This is a genomic window from Chloroflexota bacterium, assembly GCA_013152435.1.
Classification (GTDB): Bacteria; Chloroflexota; Anaerolineae; order DUEN01; family DUEN01; genus DUEN01.
This window is the reverse complement of sequence record JAADGJ010000143.1, coordinates 13,775-27,578: the sequence shown is the minus strand read 5'-3', so window position 1 is coordinate 27,578 and position 13,804 is coordinate 13,775. Positions and strand designations below refer to the sequence as shown.

At 64.2% G+C, this 13,804-nt stretch carries 12 protein-coding genes and 1 riboswitch; all 12 genes read left to right on the top strand.

Annotated elements, in window-relative coordinates; genetic code table 11:
• Nucleotides 1–300: 300 nt before the first annotated feature.
• The 12 genes from GXP39_19560 (at nt 301) to GXP39_19505 (ending at nt 13,624) form a co-directional block, all read left to right on the top strand.
• Nucleotides 301–1,314: a hypothetical protein gene (locus GXP39_19560; protein ID NOZ30234.1), complete on the top strand. Its 1,014-nt coding sequence runs from the start codon at nt 301–303 to the stop codon at nt 1,312–1,314.
• Nucleotides 1,315–1,416: 102 nt separating this feature from the next.
• Nucleotides 1,417–1,923: a hypothetical protein gene (locus GXP39_19555; GenBank protein ID NOZ30233.1), complete on the top strand. Its 507-nt coding sequence runs from the start codon at nt 1,417–1,419 to the stop codon at nt 1,921–1,923.
• Nucleotides 1,924–2,275: 352 nt separating this feature from the next.
• A complete protein-coding gene (locus GXP39_19550) occupies nt 2,276–3,937 on the top strand; it encodes a CTP synthase (GenBank protein NOZ30232.1) in 1,662 nt (553 codons plus the stop codon).
• An 875-nt stretch (nt 3,938–4,812) separates the two neighbouring features.
• Nucleotides 4,813–5,565 carry a YebC/PmpR family DNA-binding transcriptional regulator gene (locus tag GXP39_19545; GenBank protein ID NOZ30231.1) on the top strand — a complete coding sequence of 251 codons (753 nt, stop codon included), beginning with the start codon at nt 4,813–4,815 and terminating at the stop codon, nt 5,563–5,565.
• A gap of 31 nt (nt 5,566–5,596) precedes the next feature.
• On the top strand, nt 5,597–6,100 hold the full coding sequence (gene ruvC / locus GXP39_19540; protein NOZ30230.1) for a crossover junction endodeoxyribonuclease RuvC: 504 nt from the start codon (nt 5,597–5,599) through the stop codon (nt 6,098–6,100).
• Between the two features lie 108 nt (nt 6,101–6,208).
• Nucleotides 6,209–6,955, top strand: coding sequence for a response regulator transcription factor (locus GXP39_19535; protein NOZ30229.1), 747 nt, complete (start codon nt 6,209–6,211; stop codon nt 6,953–6,955).
• Nucleotides 6,955–7,530 (top strand): Holliday junction branch migration protein RuvA, encoded by a 576-nt coding sequence (gene ruvA, locus GXP39_19530; protein NOZ30228.1) that lies wholly within the window; start codon nt 6,955–6,957, stop codon nt 7,528–7,530. The genes GXP39_19535 and ruvA overlap by 1 nt, the downstream gene beginning before the upstream one ends.
• 258 nt (nt 7,531–7,788) lie before the next feature.
• Nucleotides 7,789–9,585, top strand: coding sequence for an ArsB/NhaD family transporter (locus GXP39_19525; GenBank protein NOZ30227.1), 1,797 nt, complete (start codon nt 7,789–7,791; stop codon nt 9,583–9,585).
• A gap of 82 nt (nt 9,586–9,667) precedes the next feature.
• A riboswitch (SAM riboswitch) is annotated at nt 9,668–9,794 on the top strand.
• A 65-nt stretch (nt 9,795–9,859) separates the two neighbouring features.
• On the top strand, nt 9,860–10,927 hold the full coding sequence (gene mtnA, locus GXP39_19520; GenBank protein ID NOZ30226.1) for an S-methyl-5-thioribose-1-phosphate isomerase: 1,068 nt from the start codon (nt 9,860–9,862) through the stop codon (nt 10,925–10,927).
• A complete protein-coding gene (locus tag GXP39_19515) occupies nt 10,924–11,859 on the top strand; it encodes a site-specific DNA-methyltransferase (GenBank protein NOZ30225.1) in 936 nt (311 codons plus the stop codon). The genes mtnA and GXP39_19515 overlap by 4 nt, the downstream gene beginning before the upstream one ends.
• Nucleotides 11,856–12,830 carry a carbohydrate kinase family protein gene (locus tag GXP39_19510; GenBank protein NOZ30224.1) on the top strand — a complete coding sequence of 325 codons (975 nt, stop codon included), beginning with the start codon at nt 11,856–11,858 and terminating at the stop codon, nt 12,828–12,830. The genes GXP39_19515 and GXP39_19510 overlap by 4 nt, the downstream gene beginning before the upstream one ends.
• Nucleotides 12,827–13,624 carry a GNAT family N-acetyltransferase gene (locus GXP39_19505; protein ID NOZ30223.1) on the top strand — a complete coding sequence of 266 codons (798 nt, stop codon included), beginning with the start codon at nt 12,827–12,829 and terminating at the stop codon, nt 13,622–13,624. Before GXP39_19510 ends, GXP39_19505 begins: the two co-directional genes overlap by 4 nt.
• Nucleotides 13,625–13,804 lie beyond the last annotated feature (180 nt).

The window sequence follows — 13,804 nt, the reverse complement described above, 5'->3', positions numbered from 1 at the left end:
TCCCCGGGCGGAGGCCCGCCCGAAGCCGGTCACGATCCAGGTATCCCATCCTGAGCGTGACTACTCAAGCGAAACCCAGGTCTTGTCATCGGTCCAGAGCACAGCGGATTTATCGGACAGTGCAGGGCGCACCGTGAGCATCGGTCCATAGAGCGATCTTCATCCGCGGCCGTTGGGCGTCTCGGCGGGCGGCGTCAGCCGTTCGATCCACGGGGGCGGGATGGGGTCTGCTGCAAGGTTGTCCGGATGCGACGAGGTGGCCCTAGCGAGCATATAAGCCCGGACTATGGGAGGTGAAAGGTGCGACCACGACGTTCCCTGCGGCAATCCTTCGTATGGGTGCTCGTTTTGAGCCTCTTGCTGCCGTTCTTCACGGCAGGCGGAGTCTCTGCGGCCCCTGTTGTGGCCCCCCTAGCGCAAGAAGAACCGGCCTTTCGGCTAGAGCTCCCGCGCATCGTGGTGACCATTGACGAGGAAGGATTCCCCGGTGTCTTCGGCCTGAGCGTCAAGGACATCCAGAGCATGACCGGCATGGACATGAGCATGGCGAAGGTGCCGGACAACATCATGCAGATGGTGGCTCAGGCCGGGATCCAGCACTTTGAAGTCGTTCTGAATGGGCAGGGCCTTTTCCTGTTCGCCAATGGGAAGCCGTTGCCATATTTGGAGTGGGATCAGGAACGGCTGACCAGCCTGGTGGAGGTGCTTCAGGCCTTCCAGGTGCCCAATGCAGCTCTCATTGGACGTTTTGTACCCTTCCTTCAGTACATTAGCATCTCTCTGGCGGTGCAGTTCCCGCTGCCGGAGGGGGCAAGCCCTGTGCCCATGCGGGATCCCAAGGATCTGTCCCTGGTCGACGTTGAGGCCGCTCGCGCGGAGGTAACCGAGGGCCCCTCGGTGATCTTCCACACCATCGTGGATGTGGATGCTGAAGGCGTGCCCTCGATCCTGGATCTGTCTGTCCGGGATATCCAGGAGGAGGCTGGCATCGATTTGAGCTCTGTCGTGGTGCCGGCAAACCTGATGGCTCAGCTGGAGGCCGCGGGGGTTCAGCACGTGCAGTTGAAGACCTGGCCGGATGGTCTGTACCTGTACCTGAACGGCCAACCGTTGCCGCGCCTGGTCTGGGATGCGGCCCACCTGGCCACGTTGGGCGAGGTGTTGCCTGGCCTGTTGGCCGGTCAGCCGTGGGCGCCTTTGGCGGGAGATGCGGTGCCGGTCCTGCAAGCGGCGGATGTCCAGATCACCGTTCGCTTCCCTCTGCCGGCCGGCGCGCAGGAACTGCCGCTACACGACTTTTCGACGGGACAGTAAGGTGTGACCGATGTGTAGGCCCGGTCACCACGACCGGGCCTACGTAGATTTGTGTTCGGATCATCATCGACGATCCCGCTCTAATCAGCTTGTGGAGGAGTGATGATGTTGGAAACGCGACGTGACCTATTGCGCAAGGTCGCCCTGGCCAGTAAGGCGTTGGGCATCTTGCTTCTTATTATCGGCGTGATCGGCCTGATCGCGGGGCTAACGGCCGGGGGGAATATGCCCGCCATTGTGACCTCGCTGGTGCGGATGGCGGCTCTATTTATCCTGATCACGGGAGTCTTCTTCTTCATCATACTCTATGCTGTCGGCGATATGGTCCTGGTCCTGCTGGGGATCGAGGAGAACACGCGCCAGATGCGGGAGCAGCTTGCCCGCAGCGCCACCGCTTCTCCCTCTCGGTCGGGGAGCGCCGCCCGCAGTGGGAGCCGGACGACCTCCTCGCGTAGCACGGTGACGCCATCGGAGTCGAGCTCTGCCGCGCGGTCCAAGGAGGCCTCTGCGGAGTCGGAGGATGAGGCCGTGCGTCGCGCGGCGGATCAGGCCCGCCGCGCGGCGGAGATCGCCCGGAAGAGCAAGGAGTCTGGCTCCTCCGAGGAGTGAAGGATTGCCCCAGGACATAATAAGCCCGGCCTCCGCCGGGCTTTTTCGTTGGGGCGAAATGTCCGCGGTTACGCGCACGGCCGTGCGCCCATATGAGGGCTCAATGCCTCCTCGCGGCGTTTCCACATGAAAAGGGTATATCACCTCTTCGCATATCGCGTTGACAGGGCCGGTAAGGTATGATAGGATTTCAGCGGGTTGAGGGCTCCCAGGCCTTCCGTAACAGGGAGATGGCAGCGCGCTGATCAATGGCCGGCACATCATGTAGGGATGTCCGCGCAGAGACACGGGACGATCGCCGTGTCTCTGTTGTATGGGGAGCCGGACAACCATTCCAGTGAGGTCGAAGGCAGTGACGAAATATATCTTTGTAACTGGCGGCGTGGTTAGCTCCCTCGGCAAGGGCGTGACGGCTGCATCCATCGGGCGGCTGCTCAAAAGCCGGGGCATTTCCGTTTCCATCCAGAAGCTGGACCCTTACCTCAACGTGGATCCCGGGACGATGTCGCCGTATCAGCACGGCGAGGTGTTCGTCACCGAGGATGGGGCCGAGACGGATCTGGACCTGGGCCATTACGAGCGGTTCATCGACGAGAACCTGACCCGGGATAACAACGTGACGACGGGCCAGATCTACGCGGAGGTGATCGCCAAGGAGCGGCGTGGCGATTACCTCGGCGGGACCATCCAGGTGATCCCCCATGTCACCAACGAGATCAAGCGGCGGATCGCTCTGGTGGCGAGGACGTCCGGCGCCGAGGTGGTGATCTGCGAGGTGGGCGGCACCGTGGGCGACATCGAGGGGCTTCCGTTCCTGGAAGCCATTCGTCAGATGCGCAAGGATGTGGGGCGGGAGAACACGGTCTACATCCACGTCACCCTGTTGCCCTTCATGCCGGCGACGGGGGAGCTGAAGACCAAGCCCACGCAGCACAGCGTGCGAGAGCTGCGCGGGATCGGGATCCAGCCGGACGTCATCGTGTGCCGTGCCGATTTCCCGGTCGGGGAGGCCGTGCGGGATAAGATCGCCCTGTTCTGTGACGTAGAGAAGCGGGCGGTCATCCCGTTGATCACGGCGGAGACGATCTATGAGGTCCCGCTGATGCTGGAGGAGGCCGGTCTCACCGATTTCCTGTTGGAGCGCCTCCAGTGCGCGCCGCGCAAGCAGGACCTGGACGAGTGGCGGCGGCTGGTCGCCGAGATCAAGCGCCCGAAGGAGCGGCTGTCCATCGGCCTGGTGGGGAAGTACGTGGAGTTGCAGGATGCCTACATCAGCGTGAAGGAGGCGTTGCTGCACGCCGGCGTCGCGATCAACCGGGACGTGGATATCGAATGGATCAGCTCGGAGGACCTGGAGCGCGGTCGCGGGCTGGATCGGCTGCAGGCCGTGGACGGCATCGTGGTGCCGGGGGGATTCGGCTACCGGGGCATCGATGGGAAGATCGTCGCCGCACGCTACGCCCGTGAGCACAAAGTCCCCTATCTGGGGCTATGCCTGGGCATGCAGATCATGTGCATCGAGTTCGCACGCGCCGTGTTGAACTCGGAGGAGCCCAACAGCACGGAGTTCGACGTGACGACCCAGTATCCGGTGATCGACCTGCTGCCGGAGCAGCGTTCCATTGAGGACCTGGGCGGCACCATGCGCCTGGGGATCTATCCGTGCCGCCTGGTGCCCGGGACCCGGGCGTGGGAGGCATACCAGACGGATCTGGTGTCGGAGCGTCATCGTCATCGCTTCGAGTTCAATAACGCGTACCGGGACCTGCTGGGGCAGGCCGGGATGGTGTTTAGCGGCCTCTCCCCCGACGGACGCCTGGTGGAGATCGTCGAGCTGCGGGATCACCCCTGGATGGTGGGCACACAGTTCCACCCGGAATTCAAGTCGCGCCCGAACGCTCCTCATCCCCTCTTCCGTGATTTCTTGAAGGCTGCCGAGGCACATCGGCGGGAGCGCCTCCAGGCGGGGCAGGTCTCCCTGATGTCGGTTGAGGAGAAGACGGAGACGGCGTGAGAAGGTGCAAGTCGCGGCCACCCGTGTCCCCCTGTTGCGTTCTGTGGGCCTCGCGTCTCCGGGGTGGCCTGGAAGAGCGCCAGCTCTTCCGAGGAAACGGATTCTTTTCGCCCTTCACCTGCCCTCCTGGGGCAGAGGGCTCTCGGTCTGAGAGCGTGTCTGAGAAATGCCGTTACCCCCATGCTATGGGGAGACCCGGAGGGGCGGAGCCCCTCCGGAAGAAGCCCTTCTTCCGCCTTCGGACCCGCCTGGCCTCGGCCCGGGTCCTTCGGGAAGGGCAGAGAAAGGCAGGTGCAAGCCGGAAAGGTGGGATTTCCGTGGAGGGAAGGTCTCCTCCACACCTCCCCCTGTGGAGCTGGTAACCGAGGAAGCTCCTCAGATACTTGACCGGTAGATTTTCAGACACGCTCTGAGCCCCAACCACGCAGGTAGCGGCGAGAAGGTGGACATTTTTGCGGAGGGAATTTCCCTTTGCGCCTCCCCGGCCCCCGTTGTCGGCTTGGGAAAGCTCGCGCGTGGCGCTATCGCAGGCGGTGGTTTGGGCAGCTTTATGGTATAATGTGGACGAAAACACATGTTAAGATGCGCTCGCTCGTGGTGCTGTTGCCGGCGATCCGGGCGCGGGATTGAGGTTGGTACGTGAGATCCGGACGAGAGATCTGGCGGTTCATCCGCCTGTGGCGCTACGTGGCTTGGGATGGCCCCGACCAACGTGGTGAGTGGAAGGGGACTTCTCGGGGGTACGTGTAGGGGTGGCGGGGGATGCCGCCGCGTGAGGGCCCGGGAGGCGCGTGCGTCTCGGCGGGCGTCAGGATTATGTGTCCGGCGATGGGCCGCTGTCCGGTCGCCGGTTGGAATGATAGTGGGGGTGACTGATGTCTGGACATTCGAAATGGTCAACGATTAAGCGGAAGAAAGGGGCCATGGATGCAAAGCGGGGCGCTCTCTTCACCAAGTTGGCGCGCGAGATTCAGGTCGCCGCGCGGGAGGGCCCCGATCCGGAATATAACTTCAAGCTGCGGCTGGCGATTGAGAAGGCCAAGGCGCACTCCATGCCCAAGGAGAACATCGAGCGGGCTATCCGCCGAGGGAGCGGCCTGGAGAAGGGCGGCGAGAAGCTGGAGCAGATCATCTACGAGGGATATGGGCCTCATGGTGTGGCCATCATCGTGGAGGTGCTGACCGACAATCGCAATCGGGCCGTGTCGGACATCCGCCGCCTGTTCAACCGGGCCGGTGGGAGCCTGGGCGAGTCCGGGAGCGTGGCCTGGCAGTTTGAGATGAAGGGATATATCACCATTCCCATGGAGGGAAAGGACGAGGAGTCCCTGTTCGAGGCCGCGATTGAGGCGGGTGCCGAGGACGTCGAGTTCAGCGATGAGGTGGCCGAGGTGTATACGGCGCCTACCGATCTGCAGGCCGTGCGTGAGGCGTTCCAGAAGCAGGGCATCGCCGTGGAGACGGCCGAGTTGGTCTGGAAGCCGAAGAATCCCGTCTCCCTGGGCACCAAGGAGACGCTTCAGAACCTCTCCTTGATCGAGGCCCTGGAGGATCTGGAGGACGTCTCTCGCGTGTTCTCGAATCTGGATATCTCGGAGGAGGCCGTCGAGGAGTTCGCCGCCGCGTAGGGACCTCTGAGGAAGGCGAGGATAAAGCCGGGTGCTCGTGTTAGGGATCGATCCGGGCGTCGCCATCACGGGATATGGTGTGGTGGAGCAGGGGCGCGATCAGCTATCGTTGGTCGCGTGTGGAGTGGTGACGACGCCGCCGCACCAGCCGTTGGCGGAGAGGTTGCGCACGATCTATCAGGAGCTGTCCGATCTGATCGGCCGTTATCGGCCGGAGGCGGTGGCGGTAGAGGAGCTTTTCTTCGGACGGAACGTGCGCACGGCCATCTCGGTGGGACACGCTCGCGGGGTGGCGTTGTTGGCGGCGGCCCTGGCCGATCTTCCCGTGTTCACTTATACGCCCACGGCCGTCAAGATGGCGATCATCGGATACGGGGGCGCGAGCAAGCGTCAGATGCAGGAGATGGTGCGTATGCTCCTGGGGTTGCCGGACGTACCGCGCCCGGATGACGCCGCAGATGCCATCGCTGTAGCGATCTGTCACATCCATTCGGCTCAGTGGGATCAGATGGCCGCTGCTGCCGGAGATTCGTGACCGGCGTTGCCGTGAGGCGGTCATGCAAGGTGGGTACAATTCCGATGCGATCGTCGCGAGCGCGGTGGTTGCATGGCTGTGCGAGGGGGATCTATGGGGAACGACGAGATGACAGCGGAGGGCCGGGATAGGCGGCTCGAGGCCCGTCAAGAGGAGGACGGGCGAAAGGCGTATCGCGTCCTGATCGCCGAGGATGAGGCGCCGCTGCGGAATCTACTCAAGCTCTCCCTGGAGAACGCGGGGTATGAGGTATTCCCCGTTGAGGATGGACAACAGGCGGTCGAAGTCTTCGATTCGCAGGACATCGACCTCGTGATCCTGGATATCATGATGCCCAGGTTGGATGGCTTCAGCGTCTGTCGCCATATCCGGAAACGCTCTGACGTTCCCATCATTATGTTGACGGCTCTTGGCAACACCGATGACCTGGTCCAGGGGTTCGAGCTGGGTGCCGACGATTACATCACCAAGCCGTTCACGTTCAAGGAGGTCGAGGCGCGCATCCAGGCGATCCTGCGCCGGGTGGAGTGGAGCCGCAATCGGCCGAAGCCTCATGTGATCTCGATCGGTCGTGTGACCATCGATACCGAATCGCACGAGGTGTTCGTGGATGGCGAGCCGCGGCATCTGACGCCCATCGAGTTTCAGCTTCTGTATTACCTTATGGCCCACGCGGGCCAGACGGTCCCCAAGGAGACGCTCTTCCGAGAGGTGTGGGGGTACGACTTCGTGGGCGGGACGAACCTGGTGGAAGTCGGGATTCGACGGTTGCGTGAGAAGGTGGAGGAGAATCCGTCCAAGCCGACGCACATCCTGACGGTGCGAGGTGCGGGTTATCGCTTCCGGGAACCGTGATGATCGCTTGGGTGGAAGGGCGTGTTCTGGCACGCGGGAAGGATTATGTGGTGATCGATGTGGGGGGCATAGGCCTGAAGGTCTTTGCCCCCGCGCCGCTTCTGGCCCAGGCGCGGGTCGGAGAGCGGTTGGCCGTGCACACGCACCTGCATGTGCGGGAGAACGACCTGGCCCTGTTCGGCTTTGCCGATGAGGAGGAGCTGGCCATGTTCGGCCTCCTGCTCTCCATCTCCGGCGTGGGGCCGCGGGTGGCGCTGGCCGCGCTGTCGGCCATGTCCGTGGATGCGCTGCGAATGGCCATCGCACAGGAGCAGCCGGAGCTGTTGTCTCGTATCCCCGGCATCGGCAAGCGCACGGCTCAGAAGATCGTGCTCGAGCTGAAGGACAAGCTGCCGGCCGTGGAGGTGCCCGAGGAGCTGGCCGCGCTGACGGAGGCGGATGCCGAGGTGATCGACGCCCTCACGGCGTTGGGGTACAGCGTGGTGGAGGCTCAGCGGGCGGTTCAGTCCCTGCCTCGCGACGTCACCGATGTGGAGGAGCGCCTGCGTCTGGCGTTGGCTTCCTTCGCCGAATGAGCGCAGGTGTCCATCGGATATCGTGCGGTCGGGTAGCCCTCTACCCGACCAGCTGTGGGATGTGATTTCCCCTCCGTTTTTCTTCTGACTGCCCTGACCTCGTCAGTCGTCAGCGGTCAAAAGCTGGATAGGCCGAAAGATCTGGGCCTGGCTCGTCTCGACGCGCGCGGCGCGGCGTTTCCTCGGTGGCGCGTGTGAAGAGGGCGTGCTTGACGGTATATCGGAGAGGGCGAGACGTTTCAGACCACACAGGTGACCATGCGCGATCATCGTCGGAAGGGGTTCCCTCTCGGGAAGGGGTGGGGCGGGCTCAGCGGGCGTGCGCGAGCGGCCTTGGGCCTTGCCCTTCTCGTGCTGCTCGCGTTCGCCTGGGCGTCGCCGCGCCCGGCGTCGGCCCAGGCGCTGGATGAGATCGATCTGGTCATCACCGGCCGGCTGGTCAACGCGCATAGCGACCCGATCGTCGGCGCGGCCGTGGAGGTGACCATCGATGGCCGGCGGTGGCCGGTCCGGGTGGAGGACGCCGATCAGGACGCGGCGCATAGCGCCGATGATGGCACCTTTCGGCTGGCCCTGGCCGTGCCACGAGACGTGCTGGATGACATCGCCGCGGGTCGCTCCACCCTCTCCGTGATCGTGTCCAAGCCGGCCTATCGCACGGCCGTCATCCCCGTGCGACATCCGGGCTTCGCCGGGTCCGAGCTGCTGGCCGACCTGGGGCCGGTGATCATGGTGCGCCTGGTCAACGCCGGGTTCATCATCGCCGGCGTGGTGTTCCTCCTGGTCTTCATCCTCATCTCCTTTCACATCCTGCACGAGACGGTGGCGGCCCTGTTGGGGGCCTGCCTGATCTTCCTGGTGACCTATGGGCTCGGCACCTTTTTCCGCGACTTCTGGATCCTCTCCTTTGAACGTTCCCTGACCTATATCGACTTCAACGTCATCTTCCTGATCCTGGGGATGATGATCTTCATGGCGGTGCTGGCCCGGACGGGGGTGTTCCCCTGGCTGGCCTACCGCTCGTTTCAGCTGGCGGGCGGCAACGCATGGTACCTGGCGGTGATCCTGATCTTGCTGACCGGCGTGATCTCCGCGCTGCTGAACGACGTGACCGCCATCCTGTTGGTCGCCCCGGTGAGCATCGAGATCGCCCTCATCTCGGATATTCACCCGTTCGCCTTCGTCATCCCGGAGGTCATGGCCTCGAACATCGGCGGCGCGAGCACGTTGATCGGGGATCCGCCCAGCACCATCGTGGGCTCGTACCTGGGGATGGGTTTCACGGAGTACCTGGTGAACATGGGGCCGCTCGGCGTCACGATGCTCCTGGTGTTGGTGCTCATCATCTGGCTCCTCTATGGCAAGGCGTATTCCCGGGCGAGGATTCGCTTCTCGCCTGAGCTCCTGGCCCGCCTGGAGAGCGATTCCCGCATCACCAACCCCGAGCTGCTTCGTAAATCCCTGATCGTGGCCGGATTTACGCTCGTGTTGTTCTTCATCGAGGATTTCTTCGGGATGCCCCCCGGCGTGGTCGCCCTGGTGGGCGCGACGGCTCTGCTGGTCTGGGTACGGCCGGATGTGCACGACATGCTCTCCGAGGTGGACTGGACGACGCTGGTCTTCTTCCTGGCCCTGTTCATCCTGGTGGGCGGCCTGGAGGAGGCGGGCGTGATCCAGGCGGTGGCGGATTTGATCGGAAGCCTGGCGGGTGGCAACCTGACGCTGGCTGTGATTTTGATGGTGTGGATCTCGGGTATCGCTTCGGCCATCGTGGCCAACATCCCCTTCACGCTGGCGGTGTTGCCGGTGGCGTCCTTCCTGAGCCGGAGCATCCCCGGCGCGGAGAATCACGTCCTCTTCTGGGCGTTGGTGGTGGGGGCGGACCTGGGGGGCAACGCGACCTATCTCGGGTCGGCGCCCAATATCGTGGCGGCGGGCCTGTTGGACCGCGCGGGGTATCACCTGTCCTTCCTGCGGTTCATGCGGGACGGCGTGCCGGTGACGGTGATCACCCTTCTGCTGAGCACGATCTGGCTGCTGATCCGGTATGGGTGAGCGGCCGGACGGTCCTTTGCCGCTTTGACAAATCAGGGCCTCTGTGCTAGCATGTCGCCGCCTAAATGAATAGAATGTGGCACTCTTATCCAGAGGAGGGGAGGGACCGGCCCTGTGAACCTCCGGCAACCGGGTGAGGTGAAGGCTGCCTCACCGCGGTGCCAATTCCGGCAGGCGGCCTCGTGTCCGGCTGACCTGGAAGATGAGAGTGAGCTTGGTAAGTGCGCTCTCATCGGAGCGCGTTTTTTGTGCCCTGGGCAGGTAGGAGGGATCTGTGCGCACGATCTGGTGGGATGCGGAGGCGGGCACGGTCAGGATGATCGACCAGCGGCTGTTGCCCGACCGATTGGAGATCGCCACGTATGACGACTTTCGGGACGTGGCGCGGGCCATCACGGATATGGTGATTCGCGGCGCGCCGGCCATTGGGGCGGCGGGGGCCTATGGGATGGCGTTGGCGGCGCGGCAGAGTTCCGCTCGCGATCGGGAGGGCCTGTTGCAGGACCTGCGTGAGGCTAAGGCCGTGCTGGATAGCGCCCGTCCCACCGCGGTGAACCTGAGTTGGGCGACCACGCGTCTCCTCCGGCTGGCCGAGCGCTTGACCTCGGGCGATGTGGACGAGATCCGGGAGGCCCTGCTGGCCGAAGCGGAGCGTTTGGCGGAGGAGGACATCGCCATCAACCGGCGCATGGGGGCGCACGGCGCGAAGGTGATCCCCCACGGGGCCCGTATCCTGCATCACTGCAACACAGGATCGTTGGCCACGGTGGACTACGGCACCGCGCTGGGGGTGGTGCGGGCGGCGCATGAGCAGGGCAAGCAGATTCACGTCTGGGTGGATGAGACCCGGCCCCGCCTCCAGGGCGCTCGCCTGACCGCTTGGGAGCTAATGCAAGAGGGGATCCCCATGACGTTGATCGTGGACAACGCGGCGGGCCATCTCATGCGCACCGGCCAGGTCGACGTCGTCCTCTTCGGGGCGGACCGGGTGGCGGCCAACGGCGACGTGGCGAACAAGATCGGCACGTATAAGCTCGCCGTGTGCGCACGGGAGAACGGCATCCCCTGCTATGCGGTGGTGCCGACCTCCACCATCGATCTGAGCCTGCCGGATGGCGATCATATCCCCATCGAGGAGCGCGATCCGGAGGAGATCACGAAGATCGATGGCGTCTCCATCGCCCCGGAAGGTGTGCCGGTACATAACCCCGCGTTCGACGTGACCCCCTATCGCTACCTGACCGGCATCATCACCGAGGAGGGAATCGCCTATCCTCCCTTCTATGATAGCCTGCGCCGTTTAAAGGAGGCGGCCGAGGCGCGCATCTGGAGCGATCGATGAAATCGGCTGTCCCCGACTTCCCCGTCGATGTGATCTATTGCGCGGACGCCCGTCATATGCGAGAGGTGCCCGATGCCTCCGTGCACCTCGTGGTGACCTCGCCTCCCTACAACGTGGGCAAGCCCTACGAGGCTCACAACGATAATCTCCCCCTGGACGAGTACCTGGCGTTCCTCAATCAGGTGTGGCGTGAATGCTATCGCGTGTTGGTGCCCGGCGGCCGGTTGTGCATCAACGTGGCCAACACGGATCGTAAGCCCTACCTGCCGTTGAACGCGCTCATCACGACGGAGCTGCTTCGCATGGGCCGTTCGGAGGGGCTGCGATGGCTGATGCGCGGCGAGATCATCTGGGATAAGGGGGCGTCCGTGGGGGTCTCCACCGCGTGGGGGAGCTTTGGCCGCGCCTCGGACCCCGTATTGCGAGACGTGCATGAGTACATCATGATCTTCTCCAAGGATGAGCTCAAGCTGAAGGGGGGCGGGCCCACGGGCATCACCGGCGGGGAGTTCGTCACCTGGACGCGCAGCGTCTGGCGGCCCGAGGACGGGTTGGACGAGCTGCAGCGCAAGATGCGGGAGAAGCTGGCGGATGCCCGGCGGCGCGGGAAGAGCGATGCGTGGCTGGCGGAGTCGCTGGCCCGCGCCGCGTTGCAGCACTTCACGCGGCCGGCCGAGAGCACCTGGCGGATCACCACGGAGTCCACCGTGGATCACCCGGCCCCCTTCCCGGTGGAGCTGCCGCGTCGACTGATCCTGCTTTACACATCTCCGGGGGACGTGGTGTTGGATCCCTTCATGGGCTCCGGGTCGACGGCGGTGGCCGCGGTGAAGACCGGCCGTCACTATGTGGGGTACGAGATCTCGCCGGAGTATTGCGAGCTGGCGCGCCGTCGCCTGGTCGCCCTGGCGAAAGAAGAGGAGGAGGCATGACCATCGTCGTAACGGGGTCGGTGGCGTACGATTACATCATGTCATTCCCCGGCCGATTCAAAGATCACATCCTGCCCGATAAGATCGACCACCTGTCAGTCAGCTTTCTGGTGGACTCCATGCGGCGTGAGCGGGGCGGCTGCGCCCCCAACATCGCCTACACCCTGCGCCTGCTGGGGGCGCGTCCGTACATCGTGGCCACCGTGGGGCAGGATTTCGGGGACTACCGGCGCTGGCTGGAGGAGCAGGGGATCGACACATCGGGCATTCGCGTGTACGAGGATGATTTCACCGCCTCCTTCTTCGTCAGCACGGATCTGGACAACAACCAGATCGCCAGCTTTTACACGGGGGCCATGCGTCGTGCGGCCGAGCTCTCCCTCCACGATCTGGATCTGGCCGACGCGGCCCTGGCCATCATCTCCCCCAATGACCCGGCGGCGATGGTGAAGTACGTGCAGGAGTGCAAGGATCTGGATCTGCTGTACGTATACGATCCCAGCCAGCAGGTCATTCGTCTGAGTGGGGAGGATCTGCTGGAGGGGATCCGGGGGGCTCGCCTGTTGGTGGTGAATGAGTATGAGTTCGAGATGATCAAGCGCAAGACGGGCCTGGATGACGAGGCGATCTTCGGGATGGCGCAGGCCACCATTATCACATGTGGCGAGCGGGGGTCCGTCATCGTGGAGGGGGACCAGCGGGTGGAGGTGCCCGTTGCAGCGCCGAGGCGGATCGGCGAGCCAACCGGTGTAGGCGACGCGTATCGGGCGGGCATCATGGTGGGCATGCTGGCGGGACTCCCCTGGGAGATCACCGGCCGGATAGGCAGCCTGGCGGCCACGTACGTGCTGGAGCAGTACGGCACTCAGAGCCACTCGTTCACGCTGGATGAGTTCATCGAGCGGTATCGGGAGACCTTTGGGGACGCGCCGGGGCTGGAGCGATTGCGGAGCGGGGTGGTGAGCTCGTGACCGGAGGGTGGTGGGCTCGTCCCTCGGAGGATCCGGACGAGATCCGCGGGCTATTGAACGAGGACCGCGGCTACGCCGCCTACGCCCTGGGCGACCTCTCGCCGGGTTTCCGTGAGTACAGCCGCTGGTACGTGGCCGGCCGGGGTCGGCGCCCGGAGGCGCTGATCCTGTTGTTCGAGCGCTTGAACCCGCCCGCGCTGTTTTGTTTCGGCCCTGCTGATGGGGTGTTGGCCGCGGCGGCTCGGGCCGATCTGCCCGAACGGGTGTATTTCACCGGGCTGGATGAGCACGTGGACGCGGCGGCGTCCTGGCTTCGCTTTGAGGGGCGGATACCCATGTGGCGCATGGTGGTGTCCCCTGAGGATTTCCGGCCGATGGGACTGGAGCGGGCCCGCCGGCTGGGAATGGATGATCTGCCGGCGTTATCTCGCCTGTACATGCACGGCGGGGCGGACGCCTTTGCCCCCTATCAGCTTGAGCAGGGGGTTTTCTACGGGTGTTGGGATGGGGACGATCTGATCGCCGTGGCGGGCACGCATTTGGTGGCTCCCCAGGAGCGGGTGGCGGCGGTGGGCAATGTCTTCACGCATCCCGCCCATCGGAGACGCGGCCTGGGCGCGGCCGTGACCAGTGCGGTGACCGCGGAGTTGCTCGAGCGGGGCATGGACGTCGTGTTGAACGTCTCCCAGGAGAACGTGTCGGCCGTTGCCCTGTATGAGAGGCTGGGCTACCGGCGATATTGTCCCTTCCTGGAGGGCATCGCCGTGCCCGTCCGGATGTTGGCGCATGGCTGAGTGTTTGATCCCCCAATGCAGGGTTTGCCCCGGGTGAGGGCGGTTCATGAATCGCTCCATTGGCGTCAGTTGAGCCGCATGGGAGCAGGCCCCTGCCCCCGCGGATGGCTTGGGGGATTCCCCCTTCGCCATCGCCCTTTTGGGGGGAAAGCGGCGGTAAGCGCCTTGTCCATGTCGTTC

Excerpts from the sequence above, each read along its gene's own strand:
- GXP39_19555 (NOZ30233.1), top strand. The coding sequence starts at position 1,417 with ATGATGTTGGAAACGCGACGTGACCTATTGCGCAAGGTCGCCCTGGCC.
- GXP39_19545 (NOZ30231.1), top strand. The coding sequence starts at position 4,813 with ATGTCTGGACATTCGAAATGGTCAACGATTAAGCGGAAGAAAGGGGCC.
- GXP39_19535 (NOZ30229.1), top strand. The coding sequence starts at position 6,209 with ATGACAGCGGAGGGCCGGGATAGGCGGCTCGAGGCCCGTCAAGAGGAG.
- ruvA (NOZ30228.1), top strand. The coding sequence starts at position 6,955 with ATGATCGCTTGGGTGGAAGGGCGTGTTCTGGCACGCGGGAAGGATTAT.
- GXP39_19525 (NOZ30227.1), top strand. The coding sequence starts at position 7,789 with ATGCGCGATCATCGTCGGAAGGGGTTCCCTCTCGGGAAGGGGTGGGGC.
- GXP39_19515 (NOZ30225.1), top strand. The coding sequence starts at position 10,924 with ATGAAATCGGCTGTCCCCGACTTCCCCGTCGATGTGATCTATTGCGCG.
- GXP39_19510 (NOZ30224.1), top strand. The coding sequence starts at position 11,856 with ATGACCATCGTCGTAACGGGGTCGGTGGCGTACGATTACATCATGTCA.